Genomic DNA, 17,874 nt, shown 5'->3' with positions numbered 1-17,874 from the left:
GGCACGAGCACGACCAACATCAAGCCTGGAGACACCGTCACCGTCACGGCGGGCAACAACATAGCCGTCACGCAAAGCGGCAACGCCATCACCGTAGCCACCAGCCTGACGCCGAGCTTCACCAGCGTCACCACCAGCGACGCCACGGGCACCACCGTGACGAGCGGCAGCGGAGTCACCATCACACCCACGAGCGGCAACGCAGTGAGCCTCACCACCGCGGGCCTCAACAACGGTGGCAACACCATCACCAACGTGGCAGCAGGAGCCGTCACCGCCGCGAGCACCGACGCCGTCAACGGCAGCCAGCTGTATGCCACCAACCAGGCAGTCAGCAACCTCAATTCCGGCACGGGCAATTCCCCGATCGTGTACACGGATGCGAGCGGCAACCGGGTGTACAAGCAGGCCGATGGCAGCTTCAACACGGCAGCCAATGGCACCGGCAGCACAGTGGCTGCTGCGGATGTGGTGCTGAGCACCGTCAATCCCGATGGAACGACGACCAGTGCGACCAAGATTGCCAATGTGGCGGCAGGAACGGTGAGTGCAACGAGCACCGATGCCGTCAATGGCAGCCAGCTGTATGCCTCCACCCTGGGACTCGCGACTGCCCTCGGCGGTGGCGCGACCGTGGATGCGTTGGGCAATCTGGTGGCACCTACCTATGTGGTGGTGACCAATCCTGCCACCGGCGCCACGACCACCGTCAACAACGTGGGAGATGCGCTGACCGGCCTCAATACGGCCGTGAGCCAGCCGCTGACCTTTGCCGGCGATTCGGGCAGCACCTCGCAGCCGCTGGGCAGCACCCTGAATGTGGTAGGTGGGGCTTCGACCGCCAATCTCTCCGATGGCAACATCGGGGTGGTGGCTGACAGCGCCACCAATACGCTGACGCTCAAGCTGGCCAAGGATCTCACCGGCCTCACGAGCGTGACCACGACCGACACGGCAGGCAACACCACCGTGACCACGGGCAGCGGCGTGACCATCACGCCGGCAGGCGGCAGCAGCAATGCCGTGAGCCTCACCACTGCGGGCCTCAACAACGGCGGCAACACCCTGACGGGTGTGGCAGCTGGCAGCGTCAGCGCCACCAGCAGCGACGCCGTCAACGGCAGCCAGCTCTACGCGGTGGCCACGCAGGCAGCGAAGACGACCACGGTCAATGCAGGTTCCAACATCGTGGTGACCCAGACTGCCAACGCCACAGGCGGGGTGGACTACACGGTCAGCACGGCAGACAACCTCAATGTCACCAGCGTCACCGCAGGCAACACGACGGTCAACAGCAGCGGGCTGACGATCACCAACACCACGGATGCGTCCAAGACGGTCAGCGTGACAAGCTCTGGCCTCAACAATGGTGGCAACACCATCACCAACGTGGCCAGCGGTCTGGAAGGCAAGACGGTGGCACAGGTCGCCAGCGAGGGCAGCTCCAGTGCGCAGTGGAACAATGCCGCCACCGTGGGCGATCTCACCCAGGTGCAGAGCAATGTGACCAACGTGAGCACGACGGTCAACAACCTGACCACGAATGTGCTGGGCGGCAGCCAGTACATCAACAGCGACGGCACCCTGACGTCCGATGGACAGAAGGCGCTGACGACCTACGACGTTTCCGGGCAGACCGCCACGGACACCAACACCATCATCTCCGCCATCAACAACATGAATACGGGAGGTATCAAGTACTTCCATACCAACGATGGATCGGGCCAGACGACCGGCGGAACGGTGTCCGATACGGGAGATGCCAGTGCCTCGGGCAAGTATGCGACCTCCATCGGAGCGAGCTCGGCTGCCACGGCGGAAAACGCGCTGGCCATCGGCTACGGCGCACAGGCCACCGGCATCAACAGCATCAGCATCGGAACCGGCAACGTCGTGAGCGGCACCAGCTCCGGGGCGATCGGTGATCCGAGCTACGTCTACGCCAACAATGCCTATGTGCTGGGCAACAACAACGTGGTGGCCTCCGGCTCCGACGGGGCCTTCGTGATCGGCAACAACGTGACCCAGACGGCCGCGAACTCGGTCAACCTGGGCAGCGGTTCTGCCGCCCAGACCTCCGCGACCGCCCAGACGGCCGGCATGACCACCTATGGGTCGATCACCCTGGGCAGCGTGACCTACGACTTTGCGGGTGCTACCCCCACCGGGGTGGTGACTGTGGGAGATGTGGGCCAGGAACGCCGCATCCAGAACGTGGCCGCCGGGGCCATCAGCGCCACGAGCACGGATGCCATCAACGGCAGCCAGCTCTACGCCACCAACCAGGCGGTGACCCAGCTGCAGAACGGCGGGGCCGGTCCGGTGCAGTACGCCAATTCGGGGGCCACCACCTCGAACGGCGGCACGCCCACCAACACCCTCACGCTGGTGGGTGCGGACAGCACTTCGCCCGTCACGCTGACCAATGTGGCACCGGGTGAGGTCTCCTCCACCAGCACGCAGGCAGTCAATGGCGCACAGCTCTACCAGACCAACCAGGCCGTGAACACCCTGGGCAACCAGGTGAGCGCTCTGGGCAATCAGATCGGCAACGTGGATCGCAATGCCAGCGCCGGCACAGCCAGCGCCATGGCCTCTGCCGGTCTGCCGCAGGCCTATCTGCCGGGCAAGAGCATGGCAGCAGTGGCAGGTGCCACCTACCGCGGCCAGTCGGCCATGGCGGTCGGTGTGTCCACCATCACCGACAACGGCAAGTGGGTGTTCAAGGGCAGCCTCAACAGCAACACCCGCGGCTACGTCGGCGCCACCGTCGGTGCCGGCTTCCAGTGGTAAGGACCAGCGCCATGACACAGGCATCGCATCACCAGAAAGGGAACGGCTTCATCATGAAGAAATCGATTGCACTCATGGCCCTGGCCTGCGCAGGCGCGGCCCCGATGCTCGCAGGCTGCACCTATGCGGTCAGCCACGGCATCACCGACCAGGGTACGGCCAGGGAAGTGGTCTTCCCCAAGGCCGAGGACACCAGTGGTGTGCCTGAAGGGGTCTTCCCGAACGTCGAGAATCTGCGCAAGATCGGCAAGGGCGTGACCAAGGACGACCTCTACCATCTGGTGGGACGTCCGCACTTCAGCGAAACCCATGGCGCCCGGGAATGGGACTATCTCTTCAAGTTCCGGGATGTGCCGGACGGGCCGGTCACGGTCTGCCAGTACAAGGTCATCTTCGACAAGGACATGAAGGGCCAGTCCTTCTACTGGATGCCCGAGGGCTGTGCGGCACGGGTGAATGGCGCTGTACCTGCACCTCGCGCCGAGGTGGTGCATCTGCAGGCGGATGCCCTGTTTCCACTGGGCAAGGGGGGCGCAGCCGACCTGAATGCCAAGGGACGCACGGAGCTCGATGCCCTGGCCGCCGATGTGGTGGCCCATCGCCCGCAGGCGCATGTGACGGTGACCGGACATACCGATCGCCTGGGGCAGGCGGCCGCCAACCAGCGGCTGTCCCTGCAGCGGGCCGAGACGGTGCGACAGCATCTGATCGCCAAGGGGGTGCCTGCCGACCATATCGTGGCCGAAGGCAAGGGCTCCAGCCAGCCTGTTTCCCACTGCGGCCGCAGCCTCAAGGGGGCGGCGCTGGTGTCCTGTCTGGCACCGGATCGTCGCGTGGATGTGACCATCACGCAACCCTGATGCCGGCGCTGCCCGCAGGGCCTGTCTGACAAGGCAGGCCGGGCGGGATGTCGCCAGCCCCGTACCGCGCGCCCGCGCAGACCCTGGAGTCTGCCGGGCGCGCTGCTTTTGACGCCTCCTCTTCCCCTGTGTGCAGAGAGGGCGATGAGCTCAGGAGGACAAGGGTTCGGGCCGGATGCGCATGGCCAGCGTGACGCCTGCGATCAGGCAGGCGATGCCGGTCAGGGTGGGAAGGGCGGGCCATTCCTGGCGCAGCACGAAGGCATAGGCCAGGGCCGAGAGGGTCTCGAAGACGATCATCGGGCCCAGCAGGGTGGTGGGGAGCCGCTGGCTGGCGGCATTCCACAGCAGGGTGCCGAGCCATGAACACAGCAGCCCGATGGTGAGCATCAGACCGGCAAAGACCAGCGGGCGCGGTCCCAGGGGCAGGGCAAAGCCAGGCTGGGCCACGGCCAGAACCGCGCTGACGCTTCCGTAGGCCAGGCAGGCAAGCGGCAGGGTGACCAAGCCCTGCGCGGTGGCCCAGGTGGTGGGGCTCTGGTCGGGGTGGGCCCGCATCCAGCGGGCGTTGCGCAGGGGATACCAGGTCCAGCATCCGAGCGCCAGCACGGCCAGGGCCAGGCCGCTGGCGTAGCGCCAGCCCCAGGTTGGGGCGTGGCCGCCGCGCAGCTCGGTCAGGTTGACGAGCAGCAGCCCGGACAGGATCAGCAGCAGCGGCAGCGCCAGGCGCTTCCAGGGGAGGTGGCCCTCCTGCTGGCCGTAGAGCCAGTTGGCGCTCAGGCTCATCACCACCGGCAGCGTGCCGATGATCATGGTGGACACGGGAGCGCCGGTGCGCTGGATGGCGCTGGCAAGGCAGAAGTAGTAGAGCAGGTTGCCCACCAGGGTGAGGCGGGTGGCCTCGATCCAGTCGGAGGCGTGCAGGCCGCGCAGGCGGGCCCGGTCATGCCAGGCGAGCGGCAGCGCGACCAGACCGAAGGCCACGTAGCGCCCGGCCGACTGCAGGGCGGCCGGGTAGTCGGGCACGATCAGGGGACCGACGAAGACCAGTCCCCAGAGCAGCCCCGCGCCCAGGGCGTAGAGAATGCCGATGCCCATGCTGGAGTGCGTGTGCGCTCGTGCAGTCAGCCGCCCACCGGCAGGTAGAGCCGGGGCGCGGCGCAGCCGCAGAGACAGGAGCGGCTGCCAGAGCGCCGCACCGGGGTGCTTTGCACGGTCGGCATCAGGCGTCCTTGCGCAGGTGGGCGCCGATCAGTCCGGCGAGCGCGAACATGTTGGCGCGGTCGGTGCCGAGCACGGCACGCAGGGCGGCATCGGGCACGATGGTGCGCTTGTCCTGCGGGTCCTGCAGCTGGTGGGTCTTGATGTAGTCCCAGAGCTTTTTCATGGCCTGCGGGCGCGAGACCAGGTCGGGACCAATGACGGCCGCGAGCGCCGCATCGGGGTGCAGCGTGCCTGCCGCAGGGGTGCGGGCAGGCTTGGTGGCGGTGCCGGTGGCCTTGCGGCGGGGCGTGGCCGGGGTCTTGGCTCCACGGGCAGCAGGAGCAGCGGCCTTGGCGGTCGGCTTGGCGGCACTGCGGGCCGAAGGACGTGCGCCGGGGCGCGGCTCGAAGCCGAACACGACCTTGCCGGCGGCGGCATCCCACTGCAGGAAGGCCTTGAAGGGGCGGCGCGTCTTGTTGGAGACGAACTTGTCGAGCAGGTCGGTGCGGCCTTCGACGAGGAGCTTGGCGAGCTGCTCGTGGTCGATGGGCTGCTGCAGGATCACGGTGCCGGTCTTGAAGGTGCAGCTCGGCGTGGGATGGGCGACGGTGGGAACGGCCTTTTCGCAGACGTAGTTGCTGCCGTGCTCGACCACGTTGCTGCCGCAGATGGGACATTTGCCGAGCACCTGGGCCTCGGCAAAGTCGGCCAGCGTGCCGGAGTCGGTGTCCTCTTCCTTGCCGAAGTCGAATTCGAGCCGGTAGTTGTGGGTGTCGTCGTCCAGCACCAGCTGGAGCTCGGCCGTGAAGGGCCAGCCCGCCTTGCTGCGGAAGCCTTCGAGCGGGCCGATGCGGTGGTCGCGCAGCAGCTGCTCGACCTCGGCCACGTCAAAGGTGCGTCCGCCGGGGGTCTTGGAGATGGAAAATCCGCAGCCGTGGTGTTCGCCCGCCTCGTCGCCTGCGGTGCTGTCGGGGCGTCCGGTGCAGGCATAGCGGCGGTAGTTCTCCTTGACCACGCCGCCACAGTGGGGGCAGGGGGTCTGCAGGGTGGCGTAGTTGCCGGGCACGGTGTCGCGGTCGTATTCCTTGGCCTTGCGCACGATGTGCTCGGTCATGGCCGCGATTTCCTGCATGAAGGCTTCGCGGCTCAGGCGGCCCTGTTCCATCTGGGCGAGCTTGTATTCCCACTCGCCGGTGAGTTCGGGGTGGGTGAGCTCGGCCACTTCGAGTCCCCGCAGCAGGGTCATGAGCTGGAAGGCCTTGGCGGTGGGAATGAGCTCGCGCCCTTCGCGCAGCAGGTATTTCTCGGAGAGCAGGCCTTCGATGATGGCGGCGCGGGTGGCTGGCGTGCCCAGTCCCTTTTCCTGCATGGCCTCGCGCAGTTCGTCGTCGTCGACGAGCTTGCCGGCCCCTTCCATAGCGCCGAGCAGCGTGGCTTCGGAGTAGCGGGCCGGGGGGCGGGTGTGCAGGCCCTTGGCCTCGGTGTGTTCGGTGCGCACGAGCTCGCCCTCGCGCACGGGCACGAGGTGCTTGCCGTCCTTGCCTTCGTCGCCGGTTTCGGATGCGGCTTCCTTGCCGTAGATGGCGAGCCAGCCGGGCTGCACGAGCACCTTGCCGTCGCTGCGGAAGTGGTGGCTCACGGCGGGGCGGCCAGCTCCTGCGGCGGCGCCATCCCCGTCCGCCGGGACCGAGACGGTGCTGGTGCGGGTGGTGACCATGAACTCGGCGCTGGGGAAGAACACCGCCATGAAGCGGCGCACCACCAAGTCATAGAGCTTGCGCTCGGCCTCGCTCAGGGCTCCGGGAGCCTGCAGGGTGGGAATGATGGCAAAGTGGTCGCTCACCTTGCTGTTGTCGAACACGCGCCGGCTGTGCCGGATGTAGCCCTTGTCGATGGCCGTCTGCGCAAACGGGGCCAGGTGGCGCATGTCGCTTGCGGAGAGCATGCCGAAGGTCTTGTGCACCACGCTCAGGTAGTCCTCGGGCAGGTGGCGCGAGTCGGTTCGCGGGTAGGTGAGGGCCTTGTGGCGCTCGTACAGGCTCTGGGCGAGCGAGAGGGTGGTCTTGGCCGAGAAGCCGAACTTGCCGTTGGCCTCGCGCTGCAGGCTGGTGAGGTCGAACAGCAGCGGGCTGGCCTGGGTGGCGTGGCGGCTTTCCTCGGTGACGCTGGCGGCGCGGCCGCGTACGGCCGTGGCAATGGCCTGGGCGTCGCGGGCGTTCCAGAGGCGGTCCGCGCGGGCTTCGGGGTCGGTGCCTTTCTTCCACTGCGGATCGAACCACTTGCCCATGTAGTCGCCGGCTTCGGCCTGGAAGGTGGCGTGCACTTCCCAGTAGTCGCGGCTCACGAAGGCGCGGATTTTTTCCTCGCGCTCGACCACGATGGCCAGCGTGGGGGTCTGCACCCGGCCCACCGTGGTGAGAAAGAAGCCGCCGTCGCGCGAGTTGAAGGCCGTCATGGCCCGGGTGCCGTTGATGCCCACCAGCCAGTCCGCCTCGCTGCGGCTGCGGGCTGCGTCTGCGAGGCCCTGCATGTCACTGTCGCGGCGCAGGTGGTCGAAGCCGTCCCGGATGGCCTGCGGCGTCATGCTCTGCAGCCACAGACGGCGCACGGGCTTGCCCAGCGGCTTGCTGCCGCCGGCGTACTGCTCGATGAGGCGGAAGATCAGTTCGCCCTCGCGTCCCGCGTCACAGGCGTTGATGAGGTCGGTCACATCCTTGCGGCGGGCCAGCTTGACCACGGCGTTGAGCCGGGACTTGGTCTTGTCCACCGGCTTGAGGTCGAAGTGGGGCGGGATCACCGGCAGGTGCGCGAAGCTCCACTTGCCGCGCTTGACGTCGTAGGCCTCGGGAGCCTGGATCTCCACCAGGTGGCCGACGGCGCTGGTGACGAGGTAGTGCGCGTTCTCGAAGTAATCGTCGTGCTTGTCGAACTTGCCAGCCACCGGGGTGAGGGCGCGCACGATGTCCTGCGCGACCGAGGGCTTTTCGGCAATGACGAGAGATTTGCTCATGGCAGTGTGTGTCGGGATGGAGGGGGGTTCCGGAGGGGCGCGGCGCAGGGCGGCCTTCTCCTACAATGGCCGCAGACCGTGTCGCGCGGGCCGCAGCGCATGCAGGAGGCATGGGCCGGCCGTTCGGCCGCATTATTCCCTTTTTCTAAATTAGCACAGAGTCGCGGTCGAAATAATTCACGCCGCCGCACAGGCTCTGTGTGCAATCTCCGTCATTGTCCGCCATGTCCTCGCTGTCCCTGCAGTGGCCGTCCGAGACGCTCTGGAGCCAGATCGAGCCCCTGTGGCCCGGCTTCAGCGTCGAGGTGCAGCCCGAACTCACCTCTACCAACACCGTTCTCATGGAACGCGCCCGCGAGGGGCACCTGCAGCCCACGCTGCTCGTGGCCGAGCGGCAGACTGCGGGCCGTGGGCGTCTGGGCCGGCACTGGGCCCCCTCGACCCCCGGGCAGGCACTCACCTTCTCCATGGGGGTACCGCTCGGGAGCGGGGATCTCTCCGGGCTGTCGCTCATGGTGGGCTGCTGCGTGGCAGCAAGTCTCGATCCGCAGCATCGGCAGGAGCTGCGCATCAAGTGGCCCAACGACCTCTGGTACCACCAGCGCAAGCTGGTGGGCATTCTGGTGGAGGTCTGCCTCGTGGGGCAGGAGCGCTATGTGGTGGTGGGCGTTGGCATCAACATCGCGGCCGTGGGGGCTCTGCCGCCGCCCGAGCCGGGCCGTCCCGCGCCCCAGCCCCCGGCCTGCGTGCAGGAGTGGGAGCCCGATGCCACGGCGCCCGGCATTCTGGCGCGTGTGGCGCCGGCACTGGCGCAGGCCCTGGCACAGTTCGCCCGTGCGGGATTTGCCCCGTGGCAGGCCCGGTTTGCGGCACGCGATGCCCTGGCAGGGCAGGCCGTGTGGCTTTCCGACGGCAGTGTGGGTACGGCCTGCGGCGTGAGCGAGCGCGGCGGACTGCGGGTGCGCATCGAGCAGCCCGGGGTGGCGCCGGCCGTGCGGGAAGTGCTCAGCGACGAGATCAGCGTGCGGCCCCTGCCGCCGTCCGGCGGGCGCATTCTGAGCACGGATGCATCCGCATGAGTCCGTTCCCTGCCTGTGCGGCAAGGGGCGCGTAGGGCACAATGCCCACTGAAAGGAAGGTGTTTGCCCATGTTGCGCTGGCTGTTTGCCCTGGTTCTGCTGCTCAATGTTGCCTGGTATGCGTGGGCACATGCCTGGCTGGCGCCCGTGGGGCTTGCGCCGGTGCCGCCCGGCGAACCCGAGCGGCTGCAGCAGCAGGTGCGGCCCGAGCGGATGCGCATTCTCAAGGACACGCCGGCCAATGTGCCGCATCCGGTGCCGAGTGTGCCGGCAGCCCCTGCCCCGGCCGCCGCTCCCGAACCCAGGGCCGAAGCGCCCGCGCAGGACGCCGCGCCGGTGGCGGCACCCGTGTCCGCTGCGGCGCGAGTGCCCGTGGTGCACCGGCGGCTGGCGGCTCCGGTGGGGATGCGTCCGGCCTCGGCGGCATCGGGTGCAGTGGTGCGCCGCCGTCGGCCCCGCGTGCGGCTCCATGCCTCTGCGGCGGTGCCCCGGCCCGCCCGGCCCGCAAGGCCGGCTCCCGCACCGGCTGCCGCTCAGCCCTGAGCACCCATACCACTGGCAAGTATCGGGTCGTGCATGCGCGCGCGGCCCGGTGCAGGATGTCCGGATGGTTGAATGGAGGAGATGGATTCCATGATGACGACTTTTCAGCCACAGCCTCTGACCGTGCATGCCATGGACTGGCAGCCCGCCCTGGCGGAACTGGCCGCTGGTGCGGTGTCCGCTGCAGGCGCGGCCGATGCGGCAATCGAGGCATGGGCAGAGCGCTGCCGTGCCGATCTGGAGGCGGCCCTGCCCGGGCAGCAGCATCTGGTGCTGGCCCATCCCGGAGCCGTGCGGGAGGCAGCGCGCGTGTACCTGAGCAGTCCGCAGGCGCAGGGCTGGCTGCATTCCCCGCTCGCAGGCGGGCCCGGCGCGCCGCACTGGAGCGCCCGTGCCGCGGATGCCCTGTACATGGCGGCGCTGCAGGCGCAGGAGCACGGCTTCTGTGCAGCCGACTGCGGCGTGCTGGGCATGATGGGGGCACTGGCCAGCATCGAGGCCCTGGATCAGGCGCTGCCGCTGGCCTTCACGGGGGCACGGCGGCATTTTCCGCTGCTCGGGGCGGCCCGGGCGCAGGCTTTCCAGGCGCTGCCACGCAGCGTCCATGCGGCAGGCCATCCGCACGGGCTGTATGCCGTCATGGGCGATGCCGACTGGGTGCTGCGCGCGCTCGATCTGGGCGTGCGGGTGGTGCAGCTGCGCGTCAAGCACCCGGAGGCCGGCCAGCTCGATGCCGACGTGGCGCGCTGCGCCGAGGCGGCCGCGCGGCATGGAGCGCTGCTCTACATCAACGACCACTGGCAGGCGGCCCTGCGCCATGTGCTCTACCGCAACGGCCACGGCATTCATGGGGTGCATCTGGGGCAGGAGGATCTGCAGACCCTCTCCGATGCCGATCTCGACCGCATCCAGCTTGCCGGCCTGCGGCTGGGAGTGAGCACGCACAGCCTCTGGGAGCTGGCCCGCGCCCTGCGTGTCCGGCCCAGCTACGTGGCCTGCGGGCCGGTGCACGCCACCACCACCAAGGACATGCCCTGGGTGCCGCTGGGTGATGCGAACGTGGCCTGGTGGGCGCACCTTGTGCATGACGAGGCGGGGGCCGATCACCCCGCGCTGCCGCTGGTGGCCATCGGGGGCATGACGCCGCAGCGGGCCCGCGCGGCTGCTGCAGCCGGAGCCGATCTGGTGGCGGTGGTGAGCGCCCTGACCACGGCAGCCGACCCCGCACAGGCCGTGGCGGCCCTGCGCGAGGCCATCGCCCAGGGGCAGGCCGTGCGCACCGAGACGCCGGCACCGGCCTGGCCGCTGCTCACGCTGGTGCGCTGAACGATCGCGCCCCACGCCCCGTCTGATGCAGGCCATGTGCGCATCAGGGGGGTGGGCCTCCGGGCCTGATGCTCGGGCCTGTTTCTTGGCTCTGCTTCAGCCCTCCCTGCAGCACTGTGCGTGCAGCCGCAGTGCTCAGTCCCGCGTGTACACGAGGGGGTGGCTGGCGGCTTCTTCGGGGCTCATGCTCTCGGTGCCGATGCGTTCCAGCGTGTTGCGGCCCACGCGCAGGCGGGCGCTTTCGTCCTTGGAGGCCAGAATGATCACCGTGCGCGAGGCGTCCCAGCGGAAGCGCGCCGAACTGGTGAAGGTGTAGGGCCTGCCGCGCCGGAGCATGGTGGTGGTCAGGCTGTAGGTCATGTTGGGCCGCAGGGTGAGCGCCAGCTCCATGCCCCTGCAGGAGCCGGGGGCGGCGTGCGGGCATACGGGGTCATGGGCGCGATAGCGCCCGACCCAGGCGGGCAGGTCGCTGCCGGGTGTCGTCCGCACGGGCGGGGCACGGCGGACATGGGTGTCGGGAGTGGGAGCGGGGGTGCCACAGGCGGCCAGGAGCAGGCTCGACAGGGCGGCAGCCCACCAGCCGCGAAAACGGGTGATTCGGGACAGCATGATCGGTCAGCAGGAAACAGGCCCGCGCGGCCGGCACACACACCGGCCCCGGCACGGGCCACACAGCATGAAAATGGATGGAGGGGTGGCTGCCGGCACCACAGGCACGGGCATGCATCGGGGGCACCGGCTCCATGGGCGATTACACCATGCAGGCGCCGCGACCTCCGGCCCTGTTGCGACTCGCAACATATTGCGGCAGGGCACAATGGCAGGCTGCGGCGCCGAAGCGGTGCCGCGAGGTTTCCTGTCCATGGCCCTCTCGCGCCATGGCCATCTCCATGGCCATGGCCGTTTCCATTTCCGTATGGCTGCCTTCCCTGCTGCCGGAGCACTGTCTGTCCATGTCTGCCGATCTGTCCCCGTCGTCCTTCCGTCCTGCCCGCATCGGCATCGTCAGTGCCATGCATGCCGAGCTTTCAGCCGTGATCGAACGGCTGCCCGACGAGCGCCGCAGCGTCACCGGCGGGCGTACCTTCTGGCAGGGGCACTGGCATGGCCATGAGGTGGTGGCCGTGCGTTCGCGCATCGGCAAGGTGGCAGCGGCCACCACAGCCACCGCGCTGATTGCGCAGTACGGGGTGGACTGCATGGTCTTTACCGGCGTGGCCGGCGGGCTCGCCCGGGATGTGCGGGTAGGGGACATGGTGGTGGCCCACAGTCTGCTGCAGCACGACATGAACGCCTCGCCGCTGTTCGCGCCCTACGAGGTGCCGCTCTATGGGCGCTCGCGCTTTCCCGTCGATGCGCTGCTCTCGCGTGCGCTGGTGGAGGCGGCGCACAGCGTGCTGGCCCATCCGCACGACACGCTGGGCAGCGAGGCGGTGGCGGAATTCGACCTGCAGGCGTCGCGCGTGCACGAGGGGCTCATCCTGAGCGGCGACCGCTTCGTCGCCACGAGCGCCGAGAGCGCTGCCCTGCGCGAGGCGCTGCCCGATGGCCTGTGCGTGGAAATGGAGGGCGCGGCCGTGGCGCAGGTCTGCCATGACTATGGCCTGCCGTTTGCAGCCCTGCGCACCATCAGCGACCGGGCCGACGACGACGCCCATGCCGATTTCACCCGCTTTGTCGACCGCGTGGCCAGCCGCTACAGCGTGGCCGTGCTCGATGCCTGGCTGCGTGCACTGCCGGCGAGGGGACCGCAGGGCGCTGCCCGGCTGGTGTCCTGACGCGCTGCTGCGCTGCCGGGCGGGAAGTCCGGGAGCATGCCGGTGGAGTTCGCAGGTGCCGATGCGGCCACCGGGGTCTTTGGGGCACCAGCCCGGCGGCAGAGTGTCATGGGAATGACACCTGGCGGGGCAGTGCTTGTCCGACAATGTCTGCTGAGCCCCTGACACGCGCCGGACAGGGCCCTGCGGGGTTTTCGGGTGCGCAGGCGGCCTGCCGACCAGGGCATGGGCCCCGGCCGTACCGGAGAACTCCATGCCGTTGGCCTTTCGGGCATCGTTTGCCCATTTTCTGCGTACCCGCCACTTTGCGCGCCATTTCCGGCGCTTTGTGCTGGCCGATGTGTCGGCGGCGCATCCGGGCGCGCACAGCCTGCCGCCCGATCTGTCGGCCGGCATGCTGGCCGCTTCCGATGCCGGGGCGGCCGAGCTGCTCACGCAGCTGGGCAGCCAGCCCGGCGGACTCACGCAGGCCCAGGCGGACGCCGTGCGCGAGCGCACCGGGCCCAACGAGATCCAGCAGGAAAAGCCGCTGCCCTGGTGGCATCACCTGTGGCACTGCTACAGCAACCCGTTCAATCTGCTGCTCACCGTGCTCGCGGGGGTGTCCTGGTCCACCGACGACATGCGCGGCGCCATCGTGATTGGCACCATGGTGGTGTTCTCCACGCTGCTGCGCTTCTGGCAGGAGGCCCGCTCCAACCGCGCGGCCGATGCCCTCAAGGCCCTGGTCAGCAACACGGCCACCGTGATGCGCCCCGACCCGGTGGCCGAGGTGCAGCCCGATGCCGAGCGCTACTTCGGGGTGCGCCTGCAGGCCCAGGGCCCCCAGCGGCTGGAGGAGCCGCTGCACGCGCTGGTGCCCGGCGACATCGTGGTGCTGGCTGCGGGCGACATGATCCCGGCCGACTGCCGGGTGCTCACGGCCAAGGACCTGTTCATCAACCAGTCCGCCATGACGGGCGAATCCCTGCCGATCGAGAAATTCCCCACCCTGCGCCGCGCGGCCACCGGCGAGGTGCTGGAGCGCGAGAATCTGGTCTTCATGGGCACCAACGTGGTGTCGGGTTCGGCCACTGCCGTGGTGGTGCACACGGGGGCGCGCACCTACTTCGGGGCGCTGGCCGGGCGCGTCACGGCGGCCAGCCGGGCTCCCACCTCGTTCCAGACGGGGGTCAACCAGGTGAGCTGGCTGCTCATCCGCTTCATGCTCGTCATGGTGCCGGTGGTGCTGCTTCTCAACGGCTTCACCAAGGGCAACTGGACCGAGGCGCTGCTGTTTGCGCTGTCGGTGGCGGTGGGGCTCACGCCCGAGATGCTGCCCATGATCGTGACCTCGACCCTGGCCAAGGGGGCGGTGTTTCTCTCGCGCAAGAAGGTCATCGTCAAGCGGCTCGACGCGATCCAGAATTTCGGCGCCATGGACGTCCTCTGCACCGACAAGACCGGCACGCTCACGCAGGATCGCATCTTCCTCGCCCGCCACGTCGATGTGTGGGGGCAGGATTCGGACGAGGTGCTGGAATTCGCCTACCTCAACAGCTACTACCAGACCGGCCTCAAGAACCTGCTGGACGTGGCCGTGCTCGCCCATGCCGACGATCTCCGCGCCCTCGACCCCGCACACCGCTATGCCAAGGTCGACGAGATCCCCTTTGACTTCACCCGCCGGCGCATGTCGGTGGTGGTGGCCACCCCCGCGCACGACCACCTGCTCATCTGCAAGGGCGCGGTGGAGGAGGTGCTGTCCATCTGCACCTCGGTGCGGCATGGGCAGGAGGAGCAGCCCCTCACGCCGGAGCTGCTCGCGTGCATCCGCAAGGTGACAGCCGACCTCAACGAAGAGGGCATGCGCGTGGTGGCCGTGGCGGGCCGGCGCACGCCCGGCACCCAGACCACCTACGGCCTTGCCGACGAGGCGGGGCTCACGCTCGCGGGCTATGTGGCCTTTCTCGATCCGCCCAAGGAATCCACCGCCCCTGCCCTGCGCGCGCTGGCCGCGCATGGCGTGGAGGTCAAGGTGCTCACGGGCGACAACGACCTCGTCACCTCCAAGATCTGCCGCGAAGTCGGTCTCGCGCAGCAGGGCCTGCTGCTCGGCAGCCAGATCGAGGCCATGGACGACGCCACCCTGGCCCCCGAGCTGGAGCGGCACAACGTGTTCGCCAGGCTCACTCCCGCGCACAAGGAGCGCATCGTGCGGCTGCTCAAGACCCGGGGCCATGTGGTCGGCTTCATGGGCGACGGCATCAACGACGCCCCCGCCCTGCGTGCCGCCGACATCGGCATCTCGGTCGACTCGGCCGTGGACATCGCCAAGGAGGCAGCCGACATCATCCTGCTCGAAAAGAGCCTCATGGTGCTGGAGGAGGGCGTGCTCGAAGGGCGCCGCACCTTCGCCAACATGCTCAAGTACATCCGCATCACCGCCAGCTCCAACTTCGGCAACGTGTTCTCGGTGCTCATTGCCGGGGCGTTCATCCCGTTTCTGCCCATGCTGCCCATCCACCTGCTGGTGCAGAACCTGCTCTACGACATCTCGCAGACGGCCATTCCCTTCGACCATGTGGATGCCGACACCCTGCGCCGCCCCCTGCGCTGGAACCCGGCCGACATAGGCCGCTTCATGATCTGCTTCGGGCCCATCAGCTCGGTGTTCGATGTGCTCACCTTCCTCATGATGTGGCACCTCTTCGGGGCCCAGACCCCCGCGCAGCAGACGCTCTTCCAGTCCGGCTGGTTCGTGGAGGGGCTCGTCACCCAGACGCTCATCGTGCACATGATCCGCACCCCGCGCATTCCGTTTGTGCAGAGCCGCCCGGCCTGGCTGCTGGTGGTCATGTCGGTGGCGATCATCGCCGTGGGCATCTTCCTGCCCATGGGGCCGCTGGCCCCCGTGCTGCGGCTGCAGCCCCTGCCGCTGCACTACTTTGCGCTGCTGCCCCTGCTGGTGCTGGGCTACATGCTGCTCACCCAGCTCATGAAGCGCTTCTACATCCGCCGCTTCGGCTGGGAGTGAGGCGGTGCGGGCCATGGTACTGCCCCTGCCGCACTTCCGAGCCCACAGCGCCTGCTCCAGCGCCATGCTCCGGTGGATCTGCGGCCTGCTGGGGGGTGCGCTGCTGGGGATCGGCCTCGGCGGGCTGCCCCTTCCTGTGCGGGCGCAGCAGGCCCCTCCGGCACAGCAGGGCATCTTTCCTGCAGACGCGATGCCCGTGTCTGCCCTGATGCCCCGCTGGCCGATTCCCGGGCTGGCGGCAGGCTGGGTGCCGCAGGGGCTCGCCTTCGACCACTCCGGCTGGATGTACCTCTCCAGCTACCGCACCGCGTCGGATGCCGGGAACCATTCTGCGGCTGGTGCAGAGGTGGCGGCGTCGGGCGATGTGAGCAGTGCGGCCGCTGCCATATCTCCCACCTGCCGCGTGACGTGGCTCGACCCGGCCACCGGGCAGGCACGCGGCCATCTGGACTGGCCCGCCGGCACCTGCCACCATGCCGGTGGGCTGGCATGGTCGCCCGCGGGCGCACAGGGCAGCGGCCGGCTGTGGATGGCCGACACCACTACCCTCTGGCGCATCGACCTGCCCCGCACCCACGCCACCGGCCCGGTCATCGGCGCCCGACGCGCATGGCGGCTCTGCGGGGCGCTGCGCGGCTCCTTTGTCACCTGGGAAGGGCAGGCCCTCTGGCTCGGCGTCTGGGCGCGCCACACCCGCACACAGCCACCGCCCCGCCTGTACCGGCTCGATCCAGCCACCCTGCAGGCACTGCCCCCGGACCAGTGCGTGAACGAGACGCTGGCCACCGCCGCCGTGCCTCTGCCGCCCCGGGCACAGGGCGCGGCGTTCGACCACGACGGCACGCTCTGGGTCGCCACCAGCGACAGCCACCGGGGCACGCTGTACCGGCTCGATGCCCACGGGCGCACGCAGGCCCGCTACACCCTCGTTCCCGGGCTGGAAAACCTCGCCTTCGACCCCCAGGGTCGGCTCTGGAGCCTGTCCGAATCCGGCGCCCTGCGCTATGCAAGGTGGGCCGTGCGGTTTCCGTATGTGTTTGGCATCGACCTGCCAGCCCTGCAGCACTGGGCCCTGCCCATGCCTCAGCAGGCCCCGGCGCCATCCGCACCCGGCGCAGACAGTCGGCCCGCCCTCAGCGCCAGCCCGCAGCCATGCCCGGATAGGCCGGCCAGTAGGGCCAGCCCTGGGCTTCGCGGCTCTCGTTCAGCGGAATGCGGAGCGGCCCCGCATCGGCTGCGTGAGCGTGAATGGCAGGTGCTGCAGGCGCAGGCTGCAGAGCGGCAGACGGCACCGGCAGGCTCCACGCCAGCGCCGTGAGCGCCAGCACGTCGCGCGCCTGTGGCACAAGGGAATCGGAAGACGGAAGCAACGAGGCCGTCGGGGCAATGGGGATAACGCGGGACATGGCAAAGTCTCCAGACAGTCGGTAAGCCGAACAAGGGCGAAAAGAGGCAGAAAAAGGCGGCAGAGGCACAGCGCGCATCGCGGCGACAAGTACCTGAGCCTGGGCCTGCGCCGCCTGCATCCCACACCGTCTGCGCATCTGCAGGCAGGGGCGGGTAGGCAGGGCATGCCGTTCAGGCGGGCTTCAGGCGCACATTCGGCAGGTCTCGGCCGGCTGGCGCACCGCATGCGGCGGCGCAGAGGCCACTCGCTGCAGCACCCCCTGCAGAATCTCCCACCCCTCAGGCCAGGCGCCATGCCCCGAATCGGCGTTGATGTGTCCCGCACCCGTCATGCGCACCAGCTCGCTGCCCCAGGCGTCGGCGTATTGCTGCACCAGATCGAGCGGGCAGTAGGGATCGTTGTCGCTGCCCACCACCACGCTCGGGTAGGGCAGCACCGTGCGCGGCACCGGGGCAAAGCCCTCCAGCGCCGCCACGCGCAGCGGATTGGCCGGCGCCACCAGCAGCGCCGCCTGCACCCGCGCCGCCACGGCAGCCGGCAGATGCACGGAAGTGATGCACCCCAGACTGTGCGCCACCAGCACCACCGGACCGGGCCGCGCCGTGATCGTGCGCGCCAGCTGCGCCACCCACGCCCCGCGCTCCGGCGCCTCCCAGTCCTGCTGCTGCACCCGCTCGGCCTGCGGCAGCCGCTGCTCCCAGCACGTCTGCCAGTGCGCAGGCCCCGAGTTGTGCCAGCCCGGCACCATCACAATGCGCACCGGAGCGGCATGGCGGGCGCGAACAAGCGAAAAAGCGGCGTGCATGATGGATTCTCCTGACATCTGAACCCCCATGATGCCGCGCATGCTTCAGTTTT

12 protein-coding genes are annotated in these 17,874 nt (G+C 68.9%); 8 read left to right on the top strand and 4 right to left on the bottom strand.

Translation table 11 applies throughout. The features are described from left to right. Positions 1–2,793 (top strand): YadA-like family protein (locus ACE3P9_RS03865; RefSeq protein ID WP_374491933.1); only part of this gene is annotated, 2,793 nt, incomplete at its 5' end. A 53-nt stretch (positions 2,794–2,846) separates the two neighbouring features. Next, positions 2,847–3,653, top strand: a complete 807-nt coding sequence (locus ACE3P9_RS03860) for an OmpA family protein (RefSeq protein WP_374491932.1) — start codon at positions 2,847–2,849, stop codon at positions 3,651–3,653. Between the two features lie 150 nt (positions 3,654–3,803). Here the strand turns inward: ACE3P9_RS03860 and ACE3P9_RS03855 are convergent, their stop codons facing one another. Continuing rightward, the gene (locus ACE3P9_RS03855; RefSeq protein ID WP_374491931.1) at positions 3,804–4,751 is read right to left on the bottom strand and encodes a DMT family transporter; all 948 of its coding nucleotides are present in this window, start codon (positions 4,749–4,751) and stop codon (positions 3,804–3,806) included. 124 nt (positions 4,752–4,875) lie between these two features. Continuing rightward, on the bottom strand, positions 4,876–7,866 hold the full coding sequence (locus ACE3P9_RS03850) for a DNA topoisomerase III (RefSeq protein WP_374491930.1): 2,991 nt from the start codon (positions 7,864–7,866) through the stop codon (positions 4,876–4,878). A gap of 224 nt (positions 7,867–8,090) precedes the next feature. Here ACE3P9_RS03850 and ACE3P9_RS03845 point away from each other — a divergent pair, with 224 nt between their 5' ends. The 3 genes from ACE3P9_RS03845 to ACE3P9_RS03835 all read left to right on the top strand — a co-directional run bounded on the left by ACE3P9_RS03845 (position 8,091) and on the right by ACE3P9_RS03835 (position 10,814). Continuing rightward, positions 8,091–8,945, top strand: a complete 855-nt coding sequence (locus tag ACE3P9_RS03845) for a biotin--[acetyl-CoA-carboxylase] ligase (protein WP_374491929.1) — start codon at positions 8,091–8,093, stop codon at positions 8,943–8,945. Between the two features lie 69 nt (positions 8,946–9,014). Next, entirely contained in the window at positions 9,015–9,488 is a 474-nt protein-coding gene (locus ACE3P9_RS03840) for a hypothetical protein (RefSeq protein ID WP_374491928.1), read from the top strand. 90 nt (positions 9,489–9,578) lie between these two features. Further along, positions 9,579–10,814, top strand: a complete 1,236-nt coding sequence (locus ACE3P9_RS03835; protein ID WP_374491927.1) for a thiamine phosphate synthase — start codon at positions 9,579–9,581, stop codon at positions 10,812–10,814. Between the two features lie 135 nt (positions 10,815–10,949). Here the strand turns inward: ACE3P9_RS03835 and ACE3P9_RS03830 are convergent, their stop codons facing one another. Further along, positions 10,950–11,423: a copper resistance protein NlpE N-terminal domain-containing protein gene (locus ACE3P9_RS03830; RefSeq protein WP_374491926.1), complete on the bottom strand. Its 474-nt coding sequence runs from the start codon at positions 11,421–11,423 to the stop codon at positions 10,950–10,952. Between the two features lie 344 nt (positions 11,424–11,767). Between ACE3P9_RS03830 and ACE3P9_RS03825 the strand changes: the two genes are divergently transcribed. The 3 genes from ACE3P9_RS03825 to ACE3P9_RS03815 all read left to right on the top strand — a co-directional run bounded on the left by ACE3P9_RS03825 (position 11,768) and on the right by ACE3P9_RS03815 (position 16,926). Further along, positions 11,768–12,592 (top strand): 5'-methylthioadenosine/adenosylhomocysteine nucleosidase, encoded by an 825-nt coding sequence (locus tag ACE3P9_RS03825; protein ID WP_374491947.1) that lies wholly within the window; start codon positions 11,768–11,770, stop codon positions 12,590–12,592. A 253-nt stretch (positions 12,593–12,845) separates the two neighbouring features. Continuing rightward, positions 12,846–15,608 (top strand): magnesium-translocating P-type ATPase, encoded by a 2,763-nt coding sequence (gene mgtA, locus ACE3P9_RS03820; protein ID WP_374491925.1) that lies wholly within the window; start codon positions 12,846–12,848, stop codon positions 15,606–15,608. A 13-nt stretch (positions 15,609–15,621) separates the two neighbouring features. After that, on the top strand, positions 15,622–16,926 hold the full coding sequence (locus ACE3P9_RS03815; RefSeq protein ID WP_374491924.1) for a hypothetical protein: 1,305 nt from the start codon (positions 15,622–15,624) through the stop codon (positions 16,924–16,926). Between the two features lie 271 nt (positions 16,927–17,197). On the opposite strand, the gene ACE3P9_RS03810 is transcribed toward ACE3P9_RS03815, so the two are convergent. Next, positions 17,198–17,821: an RBBP9/YdeN family alpha/beta hydrolase gene (locus ACE3P9_RS03810; protein ID WP_374491922.1), complete on the bottom strand. Its 624-nt coding sequence runs from the start codon at positions 17,819–17,821 to the stop codon at positions 17,198–17,200. Positions 17,822–17,874: the final 53 nt, after the last annotated feature.

Origin of the sequence: Allobrachymonas sp. (assembly GCF_041912815.1) — a bacterium.
Taxonomy (GTDB): domain Bacteria; phylum Pseudomonadota; class Gammaproteobacteria; order Burkholderiales; family Burkholderiaceae_C; genus Brachymonas.
The sequence above is the reverse complement of the archived record's forward strand: the minus strand, read 5'-3'. Positions and strand labels throughout refer to the sequence as shown.